This is a genomic window from Caulobacter sp. FG121 (assembly GCF_057809815.1).
On the sequence record NZ_JBMDKR010000008.1, the window covers coordinates 112,702 to 135,253 of the forward strand.

The window sequence follows — 22,552 nt, forward strand, 5'->3', positions numbered from 1 at the left end:
ACCCGGTGCGGGGTTTCAGAGCGACGACGGGCGGCGTAAACGATCCAGAGTCCACCTTTCCAAATAGGCGCATATGAGCCTAACAGGCCATGAGTTCCGAAACAACACCAATATAACTTTGACATCGCGACAAGAGGGTTCGATGCTAGGAAAACCAGGCGCCCCGGCTCGCGGAGCGTGGAGGAGAGCATCTTGAGCTTGGCGAATAGTGGCGCTGAAATCAGCGACTTTCCCAGAGACTGCAGTTGTAGTCAGTTGCGGCGCGCAGCTCGAAAAGTTTCGCGATACTATGACCAGTGTCTCGCGGGCACGGGCCTCAGGTCGACGCAGTATACCCTGCTAGGATTCCTGAATACCGAGGGGCCGATGACCATGGCTCGCCTGGCGAATGCGATGACCATGGATCGCGCAACTGTTGGCCACAACCTTCGCCCCCTTGAGCGTGATGGCCTGCTTCAAATTACTATTAGCGCGGACGATCGGCGCGCGCGGGAGGTAGCCATTACCGATCGCGGCTTCGCGGTTCTATTGGCGGCCCATCCGGCTTGGCAAAGGGCCCAGGCCGGTTTTGCCTCTGCCTTTGGCGTACATGAAGCTGCAAACCTGCGCACCCTGATGGACCGGGTTATCGAGGCGCCACTTCCGGACATCGAGCTACCTCTCAGCCCAAATGTCACAGCATCACGCGCCGCGGCCGGCGCAATTTCATCGGCACGGCGAGTCACTCGCCGTCGCCCCTAGATGTGCGGCCCCTTCGCCTGGCGGGCCCGGGGGACGACAAGGTCGGCGACCTCGGACATGACAGCCCGGCCGCAGAGGACCTGCTTGGCCGGATCACAAGGGCGCTAAAGGTTTCATCCGCATTCGCGTCGCCTGGGTGCTGGCCGCCTATGGGACGCCGCCGCCGTTTCTTCCCAACCCGATGATCCAGGAACCCATCCCATGAGCGACCCCGTCGTCCTGTTCGTGCGGTTTCGGCCGAAGCCGGAAAATCGCCAAGCCGCCAAAGACGCGCTGCAAGCGATAGTGCCCCAGACCCGCGCGGAGGCCGGTTGCCGCGAGTTTGTGCTGCACACCGACCGGGAAGCGGAAGGAGATCTGTGTCTCTACGAGGTGTGGGACGACCCAGAGGCTCTCAAGAGTCATTTCGCTCAACCCTACACGAGCGCCTTGTCTCGGCAGCTGGAGGGTTGGCTGGCGGAGCCGCCTGCGGCCACGAAGCTCATCCGTCTCGAGTAGCGGGCCTGTCTGGCTCTGCGGGAATGCCGTGTCTGTCGGCTTCAGGCGCGGCATTCACCCTTCGGTTCATCGCGATGATGTCGGCGTGGCTGGGCGCCGGGGGGAGCCTCGCCAAATGCTCACCCATCCGATCACGTTTTTCCGGCGCCTCGCCGGGTCGGGCGGCGGCCAGGGCCTCGCGCATCTGCCCAGCGTCGTAGTCACAGCAATAGGCTGGCGTGGACGGCTGCTGTCGCCACGAGTCCGCCAGCGCCCCCGCATCGACGGGGTCGAAGCCAACTTCGTCCACTAGGCCTTCGACAATCGACTTGGCCTTGCCGTCGTCGCCCGCCACGGCCACGGCCAGGCGACCGCTCGATCCCCGCGGCCGGCCAAGCTCAGCGAGGGAATGGGCCAGAATATTGTTGAACGCCTTGATGACCGGCCGGCCGAGCTGGCGCGACACCCAGACGCTTTCCGGCAGATCGGTGTCAATCTCCGCGATCCGAGGATCGCGCAGGCCGGGATAGTAGTTCCCGGTGTCGATGATGGGAGCATCCTTGGACAGCGCGCCCCACAGATCCTTCGGCAGCGCCGCGATCGCGGAAAAGGGGATTGAAAGGATGACGACGTCAGCGCCCTCGACAGCACCTCTGATGTCCGATGGGATCGCACCAACCTCGGCGGCGAACGCCGCAACGCCTGCGACCCCTCGAGAATTGGCGACGCGAATCTCATGGCCTGCGGCCCGCAGTTTCTTGGCGAGAGTCCCGCCGATATTTCCGACGCCGATAATGCCGATCATCATATTGGGCATGCCTTCAGGGGAGGACGGGGATCACCGCCGCGGGATGGGCGAGGTCTTCTAGCCTGCGGCGGAGGTCCTCCAGGCCCTTGTCTGTGAGCTGGCAAGCCGACTGGATCTCGCCGGACACGGCGCGAAGCTGCGCCTCGAGCGCCGAACCTCGCGCCGTCAGGTCGACCATGACCCGCCGTTCGTCGACCCGATCTCGGACACGGGTCACCAGGCCCGCCGCTTGGAGGCGCTTGACCAGCGGCGTGATGGTCCCCGTATCCATATCCAGCCCGGCGCCTAGCTCGCCGACGGGACGGGGCGCCTTGTCCAGCAGCTCCAGAAGCACCAGAAACTGGGGAAATGTGAGGCCCAAGGGCTCAAGGATCGGCTTGTGCAGACGCACCATCCGATTTGCCGCGCTGTATAGGGCGAAGGACAATTGCATCCCGGCGCTACGGTGTTTCAAGCCAGTTCCTGCCGCACAAGTTTCTCGTGCGCTAGATAATGGCTGGTTATGAAAGCGCAACTGTCGGCCAAGGGTGGGAAGGCGCCCGGTTCGACTGGACCAGCAAAACGGGTGGACGCCGTTCAGATCCAGCACAGTGCGTCAACTCGTCCCAATCGTCCCGCCATGTGCGACGCCATTGGCGTCGGTCAGCATAGATTCGGGGCCGCGAATGACCCTGGGTGTTTCCAAAGAGGTTCGCGGGCCTGAATGCCTGCGCGTTCAGGTCGCACCTGAATTAATACCTGCTTTAGGCTCCGCCGATAGCATCGCCCCGTGAAGACAGGGGTCAACACTATTGTAGAGCACGACGGACGGCTTGAGGCCGCGTTGGTTCAATGGCGCGGTCAGCTACCGCGGGTGATCCTGGTCTGCGCCGTGATCGATGTCATCGCCACCTCGCGCATTGGGCCGGTGCTCGCCTTCGGGTGGCTCGCCGCATTCCTCAGCCTTGACGCCCTCCTATTTGCAGCCCTTTCCGGCCGAGTGCTTGGACGTCTGGGGAGCCGCGGGCAGGTCTACCTCGGTATCGCCGTGGCTTCCCTGCAAGCTCTCGCGCTCCTGGCTCTGCAAGTCTTCGTCGCCATGTCGCCCGGCATGCTTGGGATGACCTTCGCCTCTACCTTCGCGGTGATGTGTCTGGTTGCGGCGATGATCGGCAGCGGAGGCTCGCTCGTGCTGTTCGCGCCCGCGCTGATCAGTGTCGCGTTCTGCCTCTGCCTGGGCATCCCGCTCATCGTGCTTCACCGCGGCGGGGCGCCTATGGACGCTCTCATTCTGGCGCTGGGCGGCGGCGGCGCCACGGCGACCTGCCTGATGATGTGGGAGTGGTTCACCCGGGTCCTCCGATCAGAGATTGAAGCGCGCGACCGGGCTGAGGCCGCAACCGAGAGCAAGTCGCGGTTCGTGGCCATTGTGAGCCACGAGCTTCGAACCCCCATGAGCGCTATCCAGGCGGGCGCATTGGCCCTGCGCGATCGCGCCGGCGGCGCGGAGGAGCGCGGCTCTGCCGAGCTCATCTTGGATGGCAGCCGCATGATGAGGACACTCCTGGACGATCTCCTGGATTTTTCGAAACTTGAGGCTGGACGTCTGACCGTCGAGGCCGTGCCTTTCGATCTGCGCCGCACATTGGCGGGCACGGCATGGTTTTGGCGCGCCGAGGCGCGCAAGCGACGCGTGCGGTTGATCGTTCAAGGCGCCCGCGCGGTCCCCGCGCGCGTGATCGGTGACGCCACACGGTTGAAGCAGGTGCTCAACAATCTGATTTCGAACGCCCTGAAGTTCTCGGAAGACGGCCGCGTCGCGATCAGCCTCCGCTATGACGGCGACCTGTTCGTGACTGTGAGGGACACGGGTATCGGCATGTCGCCAGAGCAGCTCGGTCGGCTGTTCCAGCCCTTCTCGCAGGCCGACGCCTCGATCGCTCGCCAGTATGGCGGGACAGGTCTTGGATTGGCCATCAGTCGAGATCTCGCCATCGCAATGCAGGGCGATCTCACCGTCGAGAGCGCCCTCGGCGCCGGCGCCGCGTTCACGCTGCGCGTCCCCATGACTCAAGCGGAATTCGAGAGCGCGCCGCCTGACGATGCGGAGCGCAGCGACGCCGCCGACGAACTCCTCGGCCTGCAAATCCTCGTCGCCGACGATCACGAGGTCAATCGCCGGCTGCTGAGCATGCTGCTTGAGCCCTTGGAAGCCAGCATCACCCTCGCCGAAACCGGCGCGGAGGCCCTCGAGCTTGCCACAGCGCGGGCTTTTGACATCATCCTGCTGGATGTGAACATGCCGGGGTTCGACGGCTATGAAACCACCCGTCGCCTGCGCACAGGCAGAGGTCCCAACGCCGCGACGCCCGTCATCGCGGTGACCGGCGCGGTGGGCCAGGAAGATGCGGATGCGCGCCGCGCGGCGGGAATCGAGGAGGTGGTGGCCAAGCCCATCGACCCCTCCGAGCTCTACGGCGCCTTGGGGCGCGCCATGCAGGCCGCCGCCGCCACAGACAGGCTGACGGCCCGCGCCAGCTAGGCGGGCGCGCCCGGCGGAGCAACGATCCATCCCTGGGGCTGGCGCGCCTGTTCCGTAACCTAGTTCCTTTGGCCCGTTCCATTGAGAGGGTGGGGCGCTGAACTGCCCCAACGGAAGTCGGCCATCGCATTGGCGACAAAATCTCCGAAGACATCAGGGCTGGACCGCCGTTCTATCGGAGGAGGGGGCGAGCGAGGTCGCGGTCCGCAGCTTCCGACCCCAGCCATGTCGGCGGAGCGAACGCCGGAGCGGGGGCGCGTCGAACTGGGGGGCCAGGGCTCACGCCGGCGCCTTTCGGGAAGTCCGTCCGTCGGCCTCAGGATGAACCCTTGGGCCGTGCCTGGGAGCAGTGGCGAAACTCGGCGGGCGCGCGCGAAACCCGCTAATGAACCTGGCGATCCACACCGCCTTCCGACGGTCTGGCCTTGCTCCTTGCGACCCGGGGGCCCAAGCCGGGGGGCGGCTCCTTGGGATCGTAGAAGGGGTAGTAGCCCGAGGTCAGGATTTCCTTCTGATGTTCCGGGGGAAGGTCCCCGATGACGTCGATCTGGCGAAGCCGCACCTTGGTGTCGAGATGAGCGCGCCAGACGCGGTAGGCGACGACGCCCAGGCCGCCGGACGTGGCGGATACGAGCAGGAGCTGAAGGACTCCATACATTCCACCCTCCTACACCCAAACGCCGATGACGTGGGCCGAGAGCTGGCGCAGGAACTGGCTCAGGGCGATCTGAGCAGACCCGACGCCCGCCACCGACCATGAGAGGCCGGCCCGAAGGCCGCGGACGGCGGCCTGGGTCCGCCCTGCGTTCCGATTCGAAACCGTGCGGACCGCATCCGCAGGATTCTTGAGAGCCGTCAGTCTGTTCATTCAGATTCCTCCCCGTGAGCCATGTTGGTGGCGCAAGGGCGCCGACTGGCATACTCGCGCATGTGGGGGAATGACCCAAAAACCCATTCGGGTCGGGCTAAATATTTGAATTTACATAGTTAATCGTCTGGCGACGAATCGCTGAAGACTGCTCAGTGGGCAGACCGAAATTTGCGCGAGGACTGTTCAGCTAGATTTTGCGCTCGGCCGGGATTCACAAAAATCGGCGGCGTTCGAAGGTCTATTTTACAAGCTTGGGCGTTGTCGTAGACACCAGTTGCACAAGAGAAGATTGCGCTGGGGGGTTTAGTGCCGCGAGGGTTGGGAGTCACGCAGAAAACGCAGGCCGACGTGAAGGCCGGGGCGATCGCCGCCCTGGATGAAATTCTCGAAGCACTCAACAGGACGGAGGCGCCGCCCCATGTCGCGGCCGATGTCGACCGCGTGTGCCTGGCGATCTGGCGCTCGCCGGAGCGGTTGATGATGGTTCGCGCCCTGCTGGTCGCCATGTTCAGCAAAGACAATCCCCACCGGATCACGCCGGAGCAGTTTGCAAAGCTGTTCGAGACCGCCGGCTGGCTCACCTGTCTCAAGGCCGGCCCTTCGCCGGCAGCCCTGCGGAGTTTCCTCGGCCAAGATCAGGATCATCGGCCGAAGAACCCGCGGATGCTGGGGCACTATCTCCATGGGGCCCTGGTGCTGCTGCGCCGGGGTCACCCCTGTTTCGGCCCTCCGGTGCCTGCCGTCCTCAGCCAGTATTGCGAACCGCTTCGCGCCTTCGAACGGGTGGTGCAGCTCGACGCGGAAAACCGCACGGCGTTCAACCGCGCCGAGGTCATCCGGATGGGCCATGAGTTTTACCATCTGATGAGCCGGGGAGGCCATGGCGTCACCGAGGCGGCGTTCGCGCCCCTCCTCAGTTCCGATCTGTTCGCGGGCCTCAAACCCGCGTCGTCTGACAGCGAGCTGGAGGATCGCGATTTTCTGGGCGAGTGGTCGGCGATCCGACTGGGCTTAAGCGGAGAGAGCTATGTGATCAGCAAGCTCAGGCTGTCCCTGATCCGCACGGAGGTCGCCAAAGACCTCTTCGAGACCTTCATCTATGTGCGGACCTGGATGCGGCCCACGCCCAGCACGAACGCGACCATCCGCTCACACGGCTTCATGATCCCGCGGAACACCCAACTCTACCTGGCGCAGTATCACCTGCAGGGCTACGGGCTGAACATCATCACCCTGTCCCACGGCCAGCTTGCGGATCCGCAGCTGAAGTTCCGCGCCGGCCTGATCCTCGCGGTCGATCGGCAGCACAATATGGGCTCGCTGGCCTCCAGGATCGCCTTCGTGCGCCTCAACCGCCCCGATCTCCTGATCGGCGACTTCAACCGCGTTGAGCTGGCCCGCCAGATCGCCCTCGACGGGGCGGATGTGAACGTCGACGAATTGACCGACTATCTGCACTCGATCGGCCAAATCTCGATCAAGCCGTTGCCCGAGCCGGAATGCGACACCATTGGAGCCTCCGACGGCGCTCAAGCGCAGATCTCCACCTGGAGAGAACTGGCCGCCTATGTCGCGCGTCCACAGATCGCGGCCCGGATCGCCGAGCTCAGGCGTTCGGAAAACGATCTGAGCGGCTACCTTCATCGGCCCTTGAGGGGCCCCTGAGCCACGGCGCGCCTAGCAGTCGAGGGCGGACATGTTCACGACAATAGAGCCCAGATTCACGAAGCGGTCCCGCGGGCTGGCGCCGCCGTGGTCGAGGTGAGGGACCAGGGCGTCGCTCGGCGCCTAGGCCGTCGTGAGGGCTCGGGCCTGGCGCTCCATGAAGCCATAGATCGCCACAGTGGAGAGTGGGAACAGCGCGCCGAGCGCCTTGGTCTGGCGGGCCCGCCGGTCAAGTAGGGGAGCCCCCCAGCGTAGAACCGGCGGAGCGAGCGCCATGTCGGTCTCTTGGTCTTCCGCCTCGAGGCGCAGGAGAAGCGCGTCGGAGGTGCGCGCGAACCTGTCGCTCAGCGCGGTGAGGAACGGCATGATCAAGTCCCGCCGGCCCTGGGCCCGCGCCGCATAGGCCAAGCCTAGCCTGAGAAGGTTGAGATCCGCCCGATCCTGGCGATCTTCGCCCAGGCGGGCCAGGGCGGCGTCGAGCGCGACGGCGCCCAGCCGGCCGGCGCCCATGATCATGTCCCATTCCGCCCAAGGCAGGTCCGAACGCGGCTCGACCCGCAAGCTGGGGCCGCTTCCGGCCTGCAGGATATCGAAGGTGACGACCTCAAGATCGTTTGGGCTTGTGGGTTGTCCATCGGCGGGGTGCGAGGTCTCGCCCTGCAAGACGAGGGCGCCCCGGTAGCTCCGACTCCGCACCTCCCCGCCCGCAAGGTTGCGCAGCGGTGGCGTGCCGACCGGGACCGGCAGGACCATGCTCTGCGGCGTCTCGCCGACCTCCGCGACAGCCACCCCCTGTCCCCAGGGCATATCGACGACAATGCGATATGAGCCCGGATCGAGGCGCAGCCAGCCGCGCTGCTGGAGACGGTCCGCCGTGAGCGGTTTCGTGGCCTCGCCTGGTCCGGCTCCGATCCGCTCGACCCGGATCAGAGGCTCCGATCCGAGCCATCCGGCGATCGCCGTCTTGCCCCCGTCGGGGAAGGTCAGCTGGAGGTTGGGCGACGACGAGCTCCACCGCCGCCCCGGCGGCGTCACAATGAACTCCGTTCCAGGCAGCCGGGCGGAGACCTGTTTCGTCAACCGGTCGCGGATCACCCGCGCCGCAGCCTGTCCGAGGCGCCAGTCCTGAGGTCCGAGATGGAGGTCGGGCCCGCTTTCGTGATGCTCGATCCGCACCGCGCCGGCGCCCAGTCCCGGGGCGTCAAAATTCAGGCTAGGACGCCCTTGATCGAGTCCGAACCGCCCGCCGGGAGATCGGAGATGCTCGTGTCCCAAGCCGGGGAAGGCGGTTCCGCCACCCTGATCCTCTCCGCCAAAAATATTGGCAGCCCCAAGGTCAAGGAGCGTTCCCCCCGGCGCCCGCCCGCCGGAGCCCTCGCCAAGGCCCACCGCCTCATAATCTGCCGCGGTGACACCGTAGGCGGCGGAGCCGGCGGCGGTGATCATCTTGATGTTGAAGCTGTCGAGCTCCGGATCCGGACCGGGCTGGCGCAGGTCGAAATGCAGGTCCACGTCGCCGGCGATCTTCTGGACCACCCGGTAGGCCGGATCGGCGTCCCAGCTGTCCCGCGGCGTGCAATAGGCCACCATCCGTCGGCCGACAGGGGCGAAACCCTGGAACGGCATGGGCGGGTTGGTGACCAGCGGCAGTTCGAGTTCGCGCGCCGGCGGGGTGAGCCCGATCCGAATGGACTGCAGGCCGGCCAGGTCCTCCGCGGTCACGCGAAAGGGCGTCACTGCACCGATGTCCGCATCGCAGGCGACCAGGCCCCATTCGGTCGCCAGCCGGCCCAGGCCGACCATGCTCGGCTTCTGGTCATGCTTCTCCGCCAGGGCGGCGGCGGTCACCTCTGGGGCGATGGCGAACTTGAAGAGGGGCCACAGGTCGATCTGGGCCTTGCCCGTCGCCCAGTCGAAGACGAGGGCGTCTCCCGCGGCGGGCGGCAGGGCCTTAGGCGCGCTGCGCAGCCACTTGAGCAGGGTCCCGGTCAATAGACCTCGGCCATTGACCACGGGGGCATAGTGCTCCTGCTCGGCGGCGCAACACAGCAGAAGACCGCGGGTAGGGCGGGGCAGGACGCTTTTGTCGTCAGGCCCCGACGGCGTGATGCCGGATCGATAGATCGGGTCGACGTCGTAGTTCTGACAGGCGTCGACCACGAACAGGATGTCTTTGAAGGCCAGGCCCTGGAAGAAGTCCGCATAGGGCCGAATGTCGAGGTTCTTGCCGCTGCGTGCGCGGCTCCAATCCTGGGCGAGGAAGATCGGGCCCGTGGCCGCCAGGTAGTAGCCGTGGCCCGAGAGGAAGACATAGAGCCGGTCTCCGGCGTCGTCTTTCAGTCCGTAGACACTCTCCCAGATCGCATCGCGGGTGGCGTCCAGGGGGACGATTCCGGCGGGGAGGTCCGCCGGCGGGGCGTCGGCCGCCGGCGCGATATGCAGGCGGATGCGCTTGGCGGGAACGCCGACGTTCAGCAGCCAGTCGACGGCGTCCAAGGCGTCCTGCACGCACCCCGCCAAGGGCTTCAAGTCGGAATACCCATCGATACCCACGACGATGGCGGCGGCGTTCACGAGAAATCCTCCTAGATGAACTGAGCGATCTTCTCGTAGAGCGCCGGCAGCTTCCAGTAGGCGCCATGAGAGTCGGGGAAGGGGACCCCTGAGATGATCTCCCGGTCTTCAATTCCCTGTCCGCCGGTGAAGAAGCGGGCCGCGCAGAACGACAGGAAGTCGTTGCGGTCATAAAAGTTCAGCCACGGCGGGAAGGCGGCCGGCAGAGGCGCGCCGAGCCGAACTGTCGCCATGCTGTCGCAGGCGGTGAAGAAGGAAATCTGCGACGCGACAGTGATCAACTTGGTCACGTTGGCGGGGCGGTTGGGACCGGTGACCAGGTTCACGAGGTGCTCGCCGCCGAGGCTGTGGCCGATGACCACGACCGGCCCGGCCAACTTCTCGATCTCGGCCTTCAGCAGGGCCTGCACGCGCTCGCCCCGGCGCTGGGTGAGCAGGATGTCTCCGGTGCCCGGGCTCACCGACGTCATCAGGCCATCGCGGCGGTCGCGGCCGAAGGCGGTGGCCTTGGCTAGGGCCCAGTCCTTGATCTTGTCCTTCAGCCAGTCATCGACGCCCATCACCCCTTCGCTCAGCAGAATCTCGACTTGGCTGACGAGTTCGGCCCGGGACTCCACGAGAAACAATGCGTCGGGCCCCAAGCCGGGTTCGCCGCGCGAGAGCAGCAGCGCGTAAGCCACGAGCGCCCGGGCGGTCGCTTCGACGAGCACCGGATCGTTGGCCACACCCCGGGCGCTCGCCGCGTCCGAAAGGACATGCGAGCCGCCCCCATCGGAGAGCCAGGCAGCCACGGTCAGCAGCATCTTCGGGTCCACGCCGCCTGCCGGCGGTGTGTCGAACGCCATCGCCCTGAGCTTGCTCTTGAGCACATCGCTGGCCAGCATCTCTCCGGGTTCCGCAAGCACCGGGCCGCTTGACCGAAGCGCCACCAGCCTCAGTTCGAAAAGCGGATCGTCCATGAGCTCGGCCCACAGCGCCCCCATCAGTTCGGGGCTGGTGGGATCGTCACCCTTGGCGGCGCCCACGTCCGGAAGCATTTTCTTGATCAGGTCGGCGGTGACCTTGACGCCCTCCATCTCCCCCCATGAGATCCCGGACACCGCCACGTCGGCGCGCCCCTGATTTGCGAGGCCCTTTTTGATGTCGGACAGGGTCTGCAGATAGCCGGCCTGGCGAACGCCTGTGCCGTGCACGAAGAACAGGTTGGTCATGATCGCCCCCAAAGCGCTGACGCCGGCCAAGCGCACCGGTCAAGCGGCACAGCCTTGCTGAACGCTGGCGCCAGTGCTGAAAAGAGTCAACGTGGGGTTGATGGTTTGGGCTTCGCTCGTGCAGGTCTGACCGGCGACGGCGCGCCAGACCGCGATTGATGGCGCGTAGGAGCGGCGTCGGCATGGCGGGCGACCGTGCGTTCAATCGGGCCAGATTAGGTCGAATTTCCGATAAGATAAATTAGGCGATGACGTTTTCCGATCATCGCGTAGGTTTCGCCACTGTTCCGATTGCGATACGTAGCTCGATAGCGAGACCGCCAGTTTGGCATCGCCCTAAGGGCTGCGTGCAGCCGGATCATCGAGTCTGGCTAAAGCCCATCCGATAGAACGCGGCGGCATTGCGCCAGGAGCGGAACTTGGTTCTGCGCCGGGAAGCTGACCTCCGCGCCATGCCACCATAGACGATCGGGTGTGAGGTCATCCCAAGGGAGTCCGCGGAACGACCGCATTGCACGACTTCGATGTCAGGCAGAATTCGGGTGTCTGATCAAAAGAAACAGCCCGCCCGCGTACCCGCGCCGGCGATCGATGTCCCAAATCCTCCACAATCTCGGCGTCGGTGGGCCAAGCCGGATCGGGTCGGCGCTTTCTGGGGCGGACGATATGCGATTGCTGATCGTGGAAGACGATCAGATGCTCGGCGGATCGCTGCGCCGCGCGCTGCATCAGGCCGGCTATGTCGTCGACCTGATGCTTACCGGCGACGACGGCCTGATGGTCGCGCGGGACGGCGGCTATGACACCATCATCCTGGATCTGGGGCTCCCCGTCCTCGATGGCGTCGGTTTCCTCAAGGCCTTGCGGGCGGAACACGACACCACCCCCGTGATCGTGCTGACCGCAAGGGATTCCCGCGAACAGAAGGTCGACGGGCTCGACGCCGGGGCTGACGACTACATGGTCAAGCCCTTCGACCTGGACGAACTGCTGGCGCGCATCCGGGCGCAAATCCGCCGTCGCGACCTGCGCGGCAGCGACGTGCTGAGTATCGGGAACCTCACCCTGGACCTCGCCGCCCGCTCGGTGCTCAAGGACGGCGCCGCCGTCGCCCTGACCGCGAAGGAGTTCAAGGTGCTGACGGAACTGGCGCGCCGGATGGGCCGGTTCGTGTCCAAGGCCGAGCTGGAGAGCGCCCTCTATGACGACGCGGCCAGCATCGAGAGCAATACGGTCGAGGTCGCGGTCTACGCCCTGCGGCGCAAGCTGGGCGCCGGAGTGATCATGACGGTGCGAGGCCTGGGCTATATCATCGGAGCGCCCGCCTGATGCGCGCGCAGGGCTCGTTGATCGGGGCGCTGTTCGGGCGCGTCGGCTTGCTGTTCCTGGCCATCGTCCTGACCGTGGGACTGTTGGCCTTCCAGAGCGCCCGGGAACGCATCGATCAGGTCTATGACGGCCAGCTGATCGTGGGCGCCAATGTGCTGCGCGCCCTCATGGCCGACGAACTCCAGGAACGCGCCGGCGCGGACGCCTCGGAGGAACTCCAGGTCGATGACGCCCCCCTGATCAGCGCGGAGGACCGCAAGGCCTTCGACGACTATGCCGACTGGCGGATGTTCCGCATCTGGCAGGCCGGCCGCCTGGTCATGCGATCGGACACCGGGCCCCAGGTCGACGCGCCGGCGCCGCAGGATGGCTTCGAGGATGTGGTGGAGGGACGCCGGAAGTGGCGGATCTACACCCTCCACCTCACCGGGCAGCCCGTGGCGGTGCAGGTGGGCGAGCGCCTGGGCATCCGCGCGGCCCTGGTCCGCGGCATCACCCTGGAACTGGCCGTGCCCCTGCTGCTGATGATCCCGGCCGCCGCCCTGCTGATCTGGCTCTCCCTCAATGGCGGCCTGGTGGGCCTGCGCAGACTGTCGGCCGAGCTGGGGCAGCGGAGTTCACGCGATCTGTCGCCCCTCGACGTCGCCGCATGGCCGGCCGACCTGTCGTCCCTGGTGCGCTCGGTCAACCTGCTGCTGCAGCGCATGGAGCGCTCCTTCCATCGCGAGCGCAGTTTCGTCGACCAGGCGGCCCACCAGCTCCGCACGCCCCTGGCGGTGGTGAAGCTGCAGGCCCAGATGATCGAGCGGGAGACCTCCCTCGCTGAACGTCAGGAACTGATCCGGCAGCTGTCCGGCGGAGCCGACCGCGCGGCCTTGCTGATCGACCGGCTGCTGACCCTGGCCCGGCTTGAAAGCGAGACCGAATCCATGGGCGCGGGCGAGTTGAGCCTGGAGGCGGCGGCCGCGCTGGCCGACCTCGCGCCGCTCGCCGAGGCCAAGGCGGTGGAGTTGGTGTTCACGGGCGTCCCCGCCCCTGTCCGCGGCGATCCGGCCCTCCTGCGGCTCATATTCGCCAACCTGATCGAGAACGCCCTGCGCCATTCCCCACCCGACGCCGAGATCGAGGTCATGGTCGCCCGCGACCCGGATGGCTGGCTGTTCACGGTCACGGACGGCGGCCCCGGGATCCCCGCCGAGGCGCGGGAACGGGTGCTGGAACGCTTCTATCGGGGCGCCAACGCCGACGCCGAGGGCGTCGGCCTTGGCCTGTCGATCGTTGCCGAAGCCTTGCGCCTGGTCGGCGGCCGCCTCGAACTGCGCGGCCGCGCCGACGGTCGCCCCGGACTCGAGGCGCGGGTGCTGTTCGCCGCCGCCTAGATTTCGTCTCTGTTGCATCAGTTTCGCATCAGCTTCACCGCATAGACCTCCCGCCTCCGACCACCGGCGCGGGCGACATGCGGATCTTCTGCGACTTCGACGGCACCATCTCCCGGCTCGACACCACCGACCACATCCTGTCCCTGTTCGCGGGACCTGCGTGGGAGACCCTCGAGGCGGATTGGCTGGCCGGCCGGATCACGGCCGCCGACTGCATGCGCGCCCAGATCGCCCTGATCCAGGTCAGCGATCCCGACCTCGACCGCGCCCTGGACGCGGTCGCCCTCACCCCCGGCTTCGTCGACTTCGCCGCCTGGTGCGCCGACCAGGACGTCCCCCTGACCGTTGTCAGCGACGGGGTGGACCGCTTCATCCGCCGGATCCTAGAGCGTCATGGCCTGGGCCACCTGCCGGTGATCTCCAACCGCCTGGTCGGCGACGCCGCAGCGCGCGGCCTGGACCAGCCCTGGGCCCGCGCCGGCTGCGCCGCAGGCTCCGGCGTCTGCAAGTGCGCGGTGGTCGACGCCGCCGCCCCAGGAGAGGCCGGTCCCCTGGTCTTCATCGGCGACGGCCGGTCCGATTTCTGCGTCAGCGGCCGCGCCGACATCCTGTTCGCCCGGTCCGCCCTGGCCGACTACGCCGCCGACCGCGGCATGGCCTTCCACCTCATCGACGACTTCCACCAGGTGACCCAGACCCTCGACCGGACGCTCGCGGCGCGCCGGGCGGCGGCGGGCTGATCAAGGCTTCCCCATGTACGACACCCTCGACACCGAGATCGACGAAGCCGAGCTGCGCCGGCTGGAAGCCGAGTACTGCTCCTGGGGCGACACGGTGCATTACATGCCTGAGCCCAAGTTCTTCGACGGCTGCGACGGCAGCTTCATGTTCGACGCCGAGGGCCGGCGCTTCCTCGACCTGCAGATGTGGTACTCGGCGGTCAATTTCGGCTACCGCAATCCGCGCCTCAACGCGGCCGCCCATCGCCAGCTCGACCGGCTGCCCCAGGTCGCCTCCCAGTACCTGCACCGGGAGAAGGTCGAGCTCGCGGCCGTGATCGCCCGCGATGCCGAGCGGAAGTTCGGCTCCAAGGGCCGGGTCCATTTCAATGTCGGCGGCGCGCAGGCGGTCGAGGACTCCCTCAAGCTGGTGCGCAACGCCTCGGGCGGAAAGAGCCTGATGTTCGCCTTCGAGGGCGGCTATCACGGCCGCACCCTGGGCGCCTCGGCGATCACCTCGTCCTACCGGTACCGGCGGCGCTTCGGCCACTTCGGCGACCGCGCCCAGTTCATCGAGTTCCCCTACCACTTCCGCGGCCCCAAGGGCATGAGCAAGGAGGAGTACGGCCTCCACTGCGTGCGCAAGTTCGAGCGCCTGTTCGAGACCGAATACAACGGCGTGCTCGACACCAAGACCGGACAGGCCGAGTTCGCGGCCTTCTATGTCGAGCCGATCCAGGGCACGGGCGGTTATGTCATCCCGCCGCCCAACTTCTTCATCGAGCTGAAGAAGGTGCTCGATCGCCACAACATCCTGCTGGTGGTCGATGAGGTGCAGATGGGCTTCTACCGGACCGGAAAACTCTGGTCGATCGAGCACTTCGGCGTCGAGCCTGACGTCCTGGTGTTCGGCAAGGCCCTGACCAACGGGCTCAATCCGTTGTCCGGCCTCTGGGCTAAGGAGGCCCTGATCAACCCCGGGGTCTTCCCGCCCGGTTCCACCCACTCGACCTTCAACGCCAACCCCATGGGCACGGCCGTGGCGCTGGAGGCCATGAAGATGATGGCCGAGACCGACTACGAGACCCTGGTCATGGACAAGGGCGCCTATTTCCTCGAGGGCCTTCGCGACCTGCAGCGCCGCTGGCCCCAGATCGGCGACGTCGACGGCCTGGGCCTGGCCCTGCGCGCCGAGATCTGCCAGGCCGACGGTTTCACGCCCAACAAGGCTCTGCTCGACCAGATCTCCGAGGAAGGCCTCAAGGGCGATGTCGAGATCGACGGGGAAAAGCTCGGCCTGATCCTCGACGTCGGCGGCTACCACAAGAACGTCATCACCTTCGCGCCGTCCCTGGAGATCACACGGAGCGAGATCGACCTGGCCCTGAAGCTGCTCGACGCCCTGCTGCGCCGCTGCGTCGCCGCCTGAGGCCGCCCAGGTGCGCGCCGCCCACCTCCAGCTCGACGACGCCCTGGCGGGCCAGGTCCGCCTGCGCGAACGGGCTGCGGCGGCGGGGGGCGAAGCGGTGGCGTGCGCCGATCTTGGGCCGGCCCTGCGGCTCTGGAGCCGGCCGGGTCCTCTCGCCACCCTACGGGATCGGCTGGGCGAACGCCTGCCCGCCTGCCTCGGCCCGCGGCTGGTCTTCGCCGGGTCCGGCGACTTCCACCATGTCACCCCCACCCTCCTCGCCCGCGCCCTGGAAGCGTCCCCGGGCCCGCCGGTGACGGTTCTGCACCTGGACAACCACCCGGACTGGGTGCGCTACGCCAACGGTCTGCATTGCGGCTCCTGGGTCGGGGCCGCCGCCCGGACCCCCGGCGTGGCGAAGGTGGTGACCGCGGGCGTCTGCAGTTCGGACATCGGCGCGGCCCGGGTCCGCCAGGGCGACCTGTCGCTGATCCTGGAAGACCGCCTGGTGCTCTACGCCTATCGCGCGCCGGACGACGGCGAGACCCTCACCCTCGCCAACCGGACCTGGCCGACGATCGAGACCCTGGGCCTAGCCGCCTTCCTCGACCGGCTGCTGGGCGAGATCGTCACCGAGCGGGTCTATATCACCCTCGACAAGGACGTGCTGCGCCCTGCCGACGCCGCCACCAACTGGGACCAGGGCCGGCTGGCGGCCGACGACCTGTTCGCGATCCTGCACGCCGTCCTCGCGCGCCACCGGCTGATCGGCGCCGACGTGGTGGGCGACTGGTCGAAACCGGCCTATGGCGGCGGCCTCCTGGCGGCCCTGCGCAAGCGTGGCGAGGCCCTGCTCGACCAGCCCTGGCGCGCCCCGGAGGGCGCCAAGGCCTGCGCCGTCAACGAGGCGATCAATTTGCGCCTACTCGACCTCTTCGCGGAGGCGGCGTGATGGCGGCCGGCCAACATCTGACGCCGGCCGCGCTGGGCCTGCTGGCCTTCTGCGTCACCGCCGAGAGCGTCCAGCAACTCTGCTTCAAGGCCGGCTCGAACCGGGCCTCGCCAGACCGCCACCCGGTGGCCGCGATCCTGCTCGCGCCCCTGATCTGGGCCGGGATGGCCATCTGGGCCATCGAGGTGGTGGCTTGGATCCTCGTGCTGCAACAGACGCCCCTGAGCCTCGCCTACCCCGTGATGACCCTGACCTATGTGGGCGTTCCACTGGGAGGGATGCTGCTGCTGCGGGAGCGGCCCAGCTGCCGGCAAATGGTCGGCGCGGTGCTGATCGCGGTCGGCGTCACCTGCGTCAGCCTGTCCGGACTGTGAGGTCGGCCGCCATGACCCACCTCGACCTTCGCCTCCCCCGCCGAACGCACGGCCTGTTCGCCTGGTCCCCGTGGGACGCGATCTCGGTGCTGGCGGCCGTGGCCCACCTGGCCTTCGTGATCTGGATCGTCGCCGGCTTCGCCCACCGCCCGCCCTGGGCGAACCTCATCTGCGGCGCGGCCTATGCGCTCGCGATCAGTTGGAACGTCAACAGCGTGGCGCACAACCACCTGCACACGCCCTATTTCCGCTGGAAGCCGCTGAACTACGCCTTCGCCCTGCTGGAATCTCTGGCGATCGGCTTCTCCCAGACCTTCTACACCTATGTCCACAACCGCCATCACGAGGGCAACAGCGACCGCCCCGGTGCGGATGGGACCACCCGCGACTGGCTGTCGATCTATCGCCACGGCCGCGACGGACGACCCGAAGGCGTCTGGTCCTATGTCTTCCTCGGCTTCTTCCGCGAGGGCGGCGGCAGCATCCACACCGCCCTGAAGGCGCGTCGCCCCTTCGACGCGCTGTGGGGTCGCATCGAGATCGCCGGGGTGGCGCTCTTCGTCATCGGCATGGCCGTCGTCGACTGGAAGGCCGTGCTGTTCCTGCTGCCCTTCTACTATCTCGGCGACTGCCTCTCGCAGCTGAACGGCTATTACGAGCACCTGGGCGGAAACCCCGACGAACCCGCCGCCTGGGGCGTGTCGACCTATGCCCCGCTCTACAACCTGATCTGGTTCAACAACGGCCATCACGCCGAGCACCACTACCGGCCGGCCGTCCACTGGACGCGACTTCCGGCCCTGCGCCGCGCGGCGGCCGATGCCCAGCAGGCCGCGGGAACCCACGTGATCGGCACGTCCCACGCCCTGGGCTTCCTGGCCCGCGCCAACCGCCCCGCAACAGGGGCGCCCCGGCCATGAAGGACTACAGCTTCCGGCTCCGGGCGGGCCACGGCAAGGGCGTCCTGCTGATCCACGGCCTCACCGGCGCGCCGGGCGAGATGAAGTTCCTGGCCAAGCGGCTGCATCGCAAGGGCTTCGACGTCCATGCGCCGATGCTGGCGGGCCATGGCCGGGACGAGGCTCATCTTCTCGGCACGACCTGGCGCGACTGGCTGGACACCGTCCGTGAGGCCCATGCCCGCTTGTCGGCGGACCTGGACCACGTCTACGCGGCCGGCATCTGCCTGGGCGGCGCCCTGGGCCTGGCCCTGGCGGCCGAGGCGCCGGTGAAGGCCACGGCGGTCTATTCCATGACCTATCGCTACGATGGCTGGAACATGCCGGCCTGGTATGCCCGGGTCACGCCCCTCGTGCAGCCCTTCGCCCGCCTGCCCGGCCTCCGGAGCCTGAGCTTCCCCGAGCCCTATCCCTTCGGCCTGAAGGACGAGTTCCTGCGCCAGAGCGTGGCCAATGCGGCCAACCCCCTGATCCCCGGCGCGCTGGACCGCGTGCCCCTGGGGGCCATGTACGAGCAGCACGCCCTGGCCGAGCACATCGACCGGATCGGCCGCCAGGTGCGTCAGCCCACCCTGATCCTGCACGCCACCGAAGACGACATGAGCCATCCCCGCAACGCCGATCGCCTGCGGGCCGTCCTGGGCGGCCCAGTGGAGACCCACCTGCTGGACGACTGTTTCCACATGATCCACGTCGACCGCCAGCGGAACCTGGTCGGCGACCTCACCGCCGCCTTCTTCGGTCTTCCGGCCGAATCCGCCCAGGCCGCGAGGGCGCGGGCGCATGTTTGACACGAAGGTCCACAGGTCCCTGGCGGACATCGGCCGCGCGCGCTGGGAGGTCTGCTTCCCCGACGCCCTGGAAGGGTTCGACTATCTCATGGCGGTGGAAGAGGCCGGTCTGCCGGGCTTCGCCTGGCGCTATGTTCTCGTCGAGGCCGACGGCCGGCCGATCGCCGCCGCGCCGGGCTTCGTCAGCGACTACGCCCTGGACACCACCCTGACCCGGCGGGCCCGCGGCGCGGTGGCGGCCGTGCGGCGGATCGCCCCCAGGGCCTTCACCCTGCGCCTCGGATCCCTGGGATCGCCCTGCACCGAGGATGTCGGGCTGGGCTTCGCCCCCGGCCTCGGCCCGGCCACGCGCCAGGACGCCCTGCGGGCGCTGCTGTCGGCGTTCGAGGCCGACGCCCTGGCGTCGCGCTGCGGGCTGCTGGCGATCAAGGACACCCCCGAACCGGACGCGGGCCTGTGGAACACCGTCGCCCGTCTCCACGGCTTCGGACCGGTGACCGGGCTTCCGACCGCCCACCTCGACATCGACTTCCCGGACCTGGAGACCTATCTCGCCCGCCTGTCGCCCGGAACGCGCAAGGACATGCGCCGCAAGCTGCGGGGCCTCGACCATGTCACCGTCGAGGTCCGCGAAGACCTGGACGGGCTGGAGGACGAGGTGCTGGCCCTCTATGCCGACACCCGCGCCCGGGCCGCGATGCAGTTCGAAGATCTGACCGCCGCCTATTTCACCGGGGTGCTCGACCGGATGCGGGGCCGCGCCATCTGCGTCCTCTACCGCGCCGAGGGCCAGCTGCTGGCCGCCAATCTGCTGCTGCACGACCACCAGACCCTGCTGGACAAGTTCTTCTGTATGGACGCGGCGCACGGTCGCGCGCTCAACCTCTATTTCGTGAGCTGGTTCACCAACCTGCGGCTCTGCCTGGAGCGCGGCTTCACCCGCTATCAGTGCGGCCAGGCCGGCTATGCGAACAAGCTGCGGCTGGGCAGCACCCTGACCCCCACGGCCATGCGGTTCCGCCACCGCAACCCCCTGGTCAACCACGCCCTGCAGTGGATCGCCCCGCGCCTGTCGGCCGACCCTCTGTCGGAGGCCGCATGACCGCCCCGACCCGCCCCCCGCCTCGCCTCAGCCGGCTGTGGATCGCAGCCTTCGCCGCGGTGCCGGTCCTGGGGCTCGCCTATCAGCTCTGCGCCGAGCGGACGGCCAAGGCGCTCCTGGGCGTTCCGTTGGGGACCTCCTGGTTCGTGCGCGCGGCGGCCGAGCCCTGGGCGCGAGGGCTCGTCCTCCTGGAGATCCTGAGCTTCGCGGCGTGGATGTACGTGCTCGCCAGGGCCGAACTCAGCGCCACCTTCCCCCTCACCGCGGTCAGCTATCTGCTGGTGATCGCGCTCGGCTGGTTCGGCTTCCACGAGGCGGCGAGCCTGCCCCAAATCGTGGGCGCCGCGGCGATCCTGGCCGGGGTCTGGCTCGCGCGGCCCGAGCCGGAGGCGGAGGCGGAGGCATGATGCGCCTCGCCCTTCCCAGCCTGGCCCTAGCCTGGGCCGGCGCCGCCCACGCCCAGGCGGCGAACCCCGGCTGGAGCGCCGATCTCGGCGCTGTGGCGCGGCTGCGGCCCGATCATCTGGGGGGCCGTGACGTCACCCTGGAGGCCGTCCCCGTCGCCGAGATCCGCTATGGCGACCGCCTGCAGCTCAGCCTCGATGACGGCGCGAAGTGGTCGGCCTGGAAGGTCGGTGGCTGGTCCGCCGGCCCGGTGCTGGAATATCGCCAGGCCTATGCGGACCGCCTGCCGCGCGGCGCCCACAAGCTGGAAGGCGCCTTCGAGCCGGGCGGGTTCGCCGCGGCCCGGGTTCCCTTCGGCGAGGTCGAACTGCGCCTGCGCCGGGCGATCAACGGCTATCAGGGCTGGTCGGGCGACCTGTCCTTCGACACCGGCGGCCAGATCAACCGCGACTGGAAACTGGGCGCCGAGGCCCGCCTCTCCTGGGCCGACAGCGCCTATTCCAACGCCTATTTCGGCCTGCGCCCGCGCGCCGCCCGGCAAATGAACCTGCCCCGTTTCCAGGAGAACGACATGGTCACCGCCGGCGTTGAGCTCGACGCGGCGGGGCGCGTCACCGACCGCCTGCAGATCGTGGGCGCCCTTTCCTTCGACCGGCTGATCGGCCCGCTCGACAGCAACCCGATCCTGCGGACCCGCAGCCTCCCCAACCTGAGCCTGGGCGTCACCTATCACTGGCCGGCGCCATAACCCTCCATCCCCGGAGATCGAGATGAACATCACCGAGTCCGAACTGCTCGACATGCTGGCCGAGGAGGCGATCCTCGACCGCGACCGGCTGACCCGCGAGGCGAAGCTCGGGGACCTGGGCGTCTCGTCGATCGACGTGATCAGCCTGCTGTTCGAGCTGGAGGAGAAGACCGGCGTCCGGATCGAGGAAGGCGACATGCCCCAGATGGAGACCCTGGGCGACATGGTCGATCACCTGCTGGCCAAGATCAAAGCGGCGGGAGAGCCCAAGTGAGCCTGGGCCGCCGCGTCGCGGTCACCGGACTTGGCGCGGTCTCCGCCCTCGGCGCCGGCGCCGAGGTCAACTGGCAGGCGGCGCGCGACGGCGTCTGCGGCATAGCCCCCACGCGTTTCGATCCCGGTGAGCAGGGTCCCGAGCCCCTGGTGCTGCCGGCGGCCATGACTTCACCGGGCTACGCCGCCGGACTGGAGGCGCGCATGGGCCGCAAGATCAGCGGCCTGCTCGACCCCTTCGCTCTGATGCAGCTCGCCGCCGCCTTCGAGGCCTTCAACCAGGCCGGACTGGTCGGCGACGGCGTGCTCGACCAGCGCACGGCGATCGTCACCGGCCACGGCATGGGGGGCCTGGCCACCCTGGAGAAGGGATATGAGCGCTATTACGGCCTTAAGACCAGCCGCATGCACCCGGCCATGGTGCCCAAGGTGATGGTCTCCGCCCCCGCCAGCGCCGTGGCCATGCAGTTCGGCGTCCACGGCCCGGTCTTCTCGACCTCCAGCGCCTGCGCCTCCTCGGCCCACGCCATCCTGCAGGGCGCCATACTGGTCGCCTCGGGCCTCGTCGAGGTGGCCCTGGTCGGCGGATCCGAGGCCATCGCCACCCCCGGCAGCATGTGCGGCTGGCAGGCGATCCAGGCGCTGTCCGCCGGCCCCTGCCATCCGTTCTCGAAGGATCGCGACGGCATGACCATGGGCGAAGGCGGCGCGGCCCTTGTCCTGGAAGCCTACGACCACGCCCAGGCCCGCGGCGCGCCGATCCTTGGCGAATTCCTCGGCGGCGCCATGACCTCCGACGCCGGCCATATCACCCAGCCCAGCCTGGAAGGCCCCAGCGCCGCCATCCGCCAGGCGGCCGCGGCCGCCGGCCTCGACCGGATGGACGAGGTCCTGGTCTCGGCCCACGGCACCGGCACGCCGCTCAACGACGCCAACGAGGCCAAGGCCCTCCGCAACGTCTTCGGCGACGCCATGGCGCGCCATCCCGTCATCGCCACCAAGAGCGCCCACGGCCACCTGATCGGCGGCTCGGCGGCCCTGCAGGCGGTGATCGCGCTGCAGGCGCTCCAGGCGAGCCTCGCCCCGCCGATCCTGAACCACCTCGGCTGCGATCCTGAGATCGACCTGAACCTGGTGCTCGGCGCCGCGCGCGCCATCGCCGCGCAAGGCCTGCTGCTCAACGCCTTCGCGTTCGGCGGACTCAACGTATCCCTGGCCTTCGGTCGCTAGGCCGCCAGAGCCGCG

General features: G+C 67.8%; 23 protein-coding genes. 17 read left to right on the plus strand and 6 right to left on the minus strand.

Annotated features, from left to right (window positions below):
• Positions 1–177: 177 nt before the first annotated feature.
• Complete coding sequence (locus ACODSL_RS17440) at positions 178–741, plus strand: MarR family winged helix-turn-helix transcriptional regulator (RefSeq protein ID WP_488901999.1); 564 nt, start codon at positions 178–180, stop codon at positions 739–741.
• Between the two features lie 201 nt (positions 742–942).
• Positions 943–1,239, plus strand: coding sequence for a putative quinol monooxygenase (locus tag ACODSL_RS17445; protein WP_488902000.1), 297 nt, complete (start codon positions 943–945; stop codon positions 1,237–1,239).
• Here ACODSL_RS17445 and ACODSL_RS17450 read toward each other — a convergent pair.
• Positions 1,223–2,026, minus strand: coding sequence for an NADPH-dependent F420 reductase (locus ACODSL_RS17450; protein WP_488902001.1), 804 nt, complete (start codon positions 2,024–2,026; stop codon positions 1,223–1,225). The genes ACODSL_RS17445 and ACODSL_RS17450 overlap by 17 nt on opposite strands.
• A gap of 13 nt (positions 2,027–2,039) precedes the next feature.
• Positions 2,040–2,459 carry a MarR family winged helix-turn-helix transcriptional regulator gene (locus tag ACODSL_RS17455; protein ID WP_488902002.1) on the minus strand — a complete coding sequence of 140 codons (420 nt, stop codon included), beginning with the start codon at positions 2,457–2,459 and terminating at the stop codon, positions 2,040–2,042.
• A gap of 336 nt (positions 2,460–2,795) precedes the next feature.
• Here ACODSL_RS17455 and ACODSL_RS17460 point away from each other — a divergent pair, with 336 nt between their 5' ends.
• The gene (locus ACODSL_RS17460) at positions 2,796–4,547 is read left to right on the plus strand and encodes an ATP-binding protein (protein WP_488902003.1); all 1,752 of its coding nucleotides are present in this window, start codon (positions 2,796–2,798) and stop codon (positions 4,545–4,547) included.
• Between the two features lie 382 nt (positions 4,548–4,929).
• Here the strand turns inward: ACODSL_RS17460 and ACODSL_RS17465 are convergent, their stop codons facing one another.
• Both ACODSL_RS17465 and ACODSL_RS17470 read right to left on the minus strand, forming a co-directional pair.
• A complete protein-coding gene (locus ACODSL_RS17465) occupies positions 4,930–5,205 on the minus strand; it encodes a hypothetical protein (RefSeq protein WP_488902004.1) in 276 nt (91 codons plus the stop codon).
• Between the two features lie 9 nt (positions 5,206–5,214).
• Positions 5,215–5,415, minus strand: a complete 201-nt coding sequence (locus tag ACODSL_RS17470; protein ID WP_488902005.1) for a hypothetical protein — start codon at positions 5,413–5,415, stop codon at positions 5,215–5,217.
• Positions 5,416–5,766: 351 nt separating this feature from the next.
• Here ACODSL_RS17470 and ACODSL_RS17475 point away from each other — a divergent pair, with 351 nt between their 5' ends.
• Positions 5,767–7,083 (plus strand): hypothetical protein, encoded by a 1,317-nt coding sequence (locus tag ACODSL_RS17475; protein WP_488902006.1) that lies wholly within the window; start codon positions 5,767–5,769, stop codon positions 7,081–7,083.
• 123 nt (positions 7,084–7,206) lie between these two features.
• Here ACODSL_RS17475 and ACODSL_RS17480 read toward each other — a convergent pair whose 3' ends face one another.
• Together ACODSL_RS17480 and ACODSL_RS17485 are read right to left on the minus strand one after the other, a co-directional pair.
• Positions 7,207–9,657 (minus strand): hypothetical protein, encoded by a 2,451-nt coding sequence (locus ACODSL_RS17480; RefSeq protein WP_488902007.1) that lies wholly within the window; start codon positions 9,655–9,657, stop codon positions 7,207–7,209.
• Positions 9,658–9,668: 11 nt separating this feature from the next.
• Positions 9,669–10,868, minus strand: a complete 1,200-nt coding sequence (locus tag ACODSL_RS17485) for a hypothetical protein (protein ID WP_488902008.1) — start codon at positions 10,866–10,868, stop codon at positions 9,669–9,671.
• A 666-nt stretch (positions 10,869–11,534) separates the two neighbouring features.
• On the opposite strand from ACODSL_RS17485, the gene ACODSL_RS17490 reads away from it, so the two are divergent.
• The 13 genes from ACODSL_RS17490 (at position 11,535) to ACODSL_RS17550 (ending at position 22,537) form a co-directional block, all read left to right on the plus strand.
• A complete protein-coding gene (locus tag ACODSL_RS17490; protein WP_488902009.1) occupies positions 11,535–12,197 on the plus strand; it encodes a response regulator in 663 nt (220 codons plus the stop codon).
• Positions 12,197–13,576 (plus strand): ATP-binding protein, encoded by a 1,380-nt coding sequence (locus ACODSL_RS17495; protein WP_488902010.1) that lies wholly within the window; start codon positions 12,197–12,199, stop codon positions 13,574–13,576. Before ACODSL_RS17490 ends, ACODSL_RS17495 begins: the two co-directional genes overlap by 1 nt.
• Before the next feature lie 77 nt (positions 13,577–13,653).
• Positions 13,654–14,316 carry an MtnX-like HAD-IB family phosphatase gene (locus ACODSL_RS17500; RefSeq protein WP_488902011.1) on the plus strand — a complete coding sequence of 221 codons (663 nt, stop codon included), beginning with the start codon at positions 13,654–13,656 and terminating at the stop codon, positions 14,314–14,316.
• A gap of 13 nt (positions 14,317–14,329) precedes the next feature.
• Complete coding sequence (locus tag ACODSL_RS17505; RefSeq protein WP_488902012.1) at positions 14,330–15,724, plus strand: aspartate aminotransferase family protein; 1,395 nt, start codon at positions 14,330–14,332, stop codon at positions 15,722–15,724.
• Between the two features lie 10 nt (positions 15,725–15,734).
• The gene (locus ACODSL_RS17510; protein ID WP_488902013.1) at positions 15,735–16,655 is read left to right on the plus strand and encodes an arginase family protein; all 921 of its coding nucleotides are present in this window, start codon (positions 15,735–15,737) and stop codon (positions 16,653–16,655) included.
• A complete protein-coding gene (locus ACODSL_RS17515; protein ID WP_488902014.1) occupies positions 16,655–17,029 on the plus strand; it encodes a DMT family transporter in 375 nt (124 codons plus the stop codon). The genes ACODSL_RS17510 and ACODSL_RS17515 overlap by 1 nt, the downstream gene beginning before the upstream one ends.
• An 11-nt stretch (positions 17,030–17,040) precedes the next feature.
• A complete protein-coding gene (locus ACODSL_RS17520; protein WP_488902015.1) occupies positions 17,041–17,949 on the plus strand; it encodes a fatty acid desaturase family protein in 909 nt (302 codons plus the stop codon).
• Positions 17,946–18,779 (plus strand): alpha/beta hydrolase, encoded by an 834-nt coding sequence (locus ACODSL_RS17525; protein ID WP_488902016.1) that lies wholly within the window; start codon positions 17,946–17,948, stop codon positions 18,777–18,779. The genes ACODSL_RS17520 and ACODSL_RS17525 overlap by 4 nt, the downstream gene beginning before the upstream one ends.
• A complete protein-coding gene (locus ACODSL_RS17530) occupies positions 18,772–19,881 on the plus strand; it encodes a GNAT family N-acetyltransferase (protein ID WP_488902017.1) in 1,110 nt (369 codons plus the stop codon). The genes ACODSL_RS17525 and ACODSL_RS17530 overlap by 8 nt, the downstream gene beginning before the upstream one ends.
• On the plus strand, positions 19,878–20,288 hold the full coding sequence (locus tag ACODSL_RS17535; protein WP_488902018.1) for a hypothetical protein: 411 nt from the start codon (positions 19,878–19,880) through the stop codon (positions 20,286–20,288). The genes ACODSL_RS17530 and ACODSL_RS17535 overlap by 4 nt, the downstream gene beginning before the upstream one ends.
• A complete protein-coding gene (locus tag ACODSL_RS17540) occupies positions 20,285–21,034 on the plus strand; it encodes a MipA/OmpV family protein (protein ID WP_488902019.1) in 750 nt (249 codons plus the stop codon). Before ACODSL_RS17535 ends, ACODSL_RS17540 begins: the two co-directional genes overlap by 4 nt.
• A gap of 22 nt (positions 21,035–21,056) precedes the next feature.
• Positions 21,057–21,308 (plus strand): acyl carrier protein, encoded by a 252-nt coding sequence (locus ACODSL_RS17545; protein ID WP_488902020.1) that lies wholly within the window; start codon positions 21,057–21,059, stop codon positions 21,306–21,308.
• Positions 21,305–22,537 (plus strand): beta-ketoacyl-[acyl-carrier-protein] synthase family protein, encoded by a 1,233-nt coding sequence (locus ACODSL_RS17550; RefSeq protein WP_488902021.1) that lies wholly within the window; start codon positions 21,305–21,307, stop codon positions 22,535–22,537. Before ACODSL_RS17545 ends, ACODSL_RS17550 begins: the two co-directional genes overlap by 4 nt.
• Positions 22,538–22,552 lie beyond the last annotated feature (15 nt).

What these genes read in the sequence shown, in the direction of transcription:
- ACODSL_RS17505 (WP_488902012.1), top strand. Translation starts at nt 14,330, where the DNA reads ATGTACGACACCCTCGACACCGAGATCGACGAAGCCGAGCTGCGCCGG.
- ACODSL_RS17525 (WP_488902016.1), top strand. Translation starts at nt 17,946, where the DNA reads ATGAAGGACTACAGCTTCCGGCTCCGGGCGGGCCACGGCAAGGGCGTC.
- ACODSL_RS17535 (WP_488902018.1), top strand. Translation starts at nt 19,878, where the DNA reads ATGACCGCCCCGACCCGCCCCCCGCCTCGCCTCAGCCGGCTGTGGATC.
- ACODSL_RS17540 (WP_488902019.1), top strand. Translation starts at nt 20,285, where the DNA reads ATGATGCGCCTCGCCCTTCCCAGCCTGGCCCTAGCCTGGGCCGGCGCC.
- ACODSL_RS17445 (WP_488902000.1), top strand. Translation starts at nt 943, where the DNA reads ATGAGCGACCCCGTCGTCCTGTTCGTGCGGTTTCGGCCGAAGCCGGAA.
- ACODSL_RS17495 (WP_488902010.1), top strand. Translation starts at nt 12,197, where the DNA reads ATGCGCGCGCAGGGCTCGTTGATCGGGGCGCTGTTCGGGCGCGTCGGC.
- ACODSL_RS17545 (WP_488902020.1), top strand. Translation starts at nt 21,057, where the DNA reads ATGAACATCACCGAGTCCGAACTGCTCGACATGCTGGCCGAGGAGGCG.
- ACODSL_RS17450 (WP_488902001.1), bottom strand. Translation starts at nt 2,026, where the DNA reads ATGATGATCGGCATTATCGGCGTCGGAAATATCGGCGGGACTCTCGCC.
- ACODSL_RS17520 (WP_488902015.1), top strand. Translation starts at nt 17,041, where the DNA reads ATGACCCACCTCGACCTTCGCCTCCCCCGCCGAACGCACGGCCTGTTC.
- ACODSL_RS17515 (WP_488902014.1), top strand. Translation starts at nt 16,655, where the DNA reads ATGGCGGCCGGCCAACATCTGACGCCGGCCGCGCTGGGCCTGCTGGCC.
- ACODSL_RS17530 (WP_488902017.1), top strand. Translation starts at nt 18,772, where the DNA reads ATGTTTGACACGAAGGTCCACAGGTCCCTGGCGGACATCGGCCGCGCG.
- ACODSL_RS17500 (WP_488902011.1), top strand. Translation starts at nt 13,654, where the DNA reads ATGCGGATCTTCTGCGACTTCGACGGCACCATCTCCCGGCTCGACACC.
- ACODSL_RS17455 (WP_488902002.1), bottom strand. Translation starts at nt 2,459, where the DNA reads ATGCAATTGTCCTTCGCCCTATACAGCGCGGCAAATCGGATGGTGCGT.
- ACODSL_RS17490 (WP_488902009.1), top strand. Translation starts at nt 11,535, where the DNA reads ATGCGATTGCTGATCGTGGAAGACGATCAGATGCTCGGCGGATCGCTG.
- ACODSL_RS17465 (WP_488902004.1), bottom strand. Translation starts at nt 5,205, where the DNA reads ATGTATGGAGTCCTTCAGCTCCTGCTCGTATCCGCCACGTCCGGCGGC.
- ACODSL_RS17485 (WP_488902008.1), bottom strand. Translation starts at nt 10,868, where the DNA reads ATGACCAACCTGTTCTTCGTGCACGGCACAGGCGTTCGCCAGGCCGGC.
- ACODSL_RS17470 (WP_488902005.1), bottom strand. Translation starts at nt 5,415, where the DNA reads ATGAACAGACTGACGGCTCTCAAGAATCCTGCGGATGCGGTCCGCACG.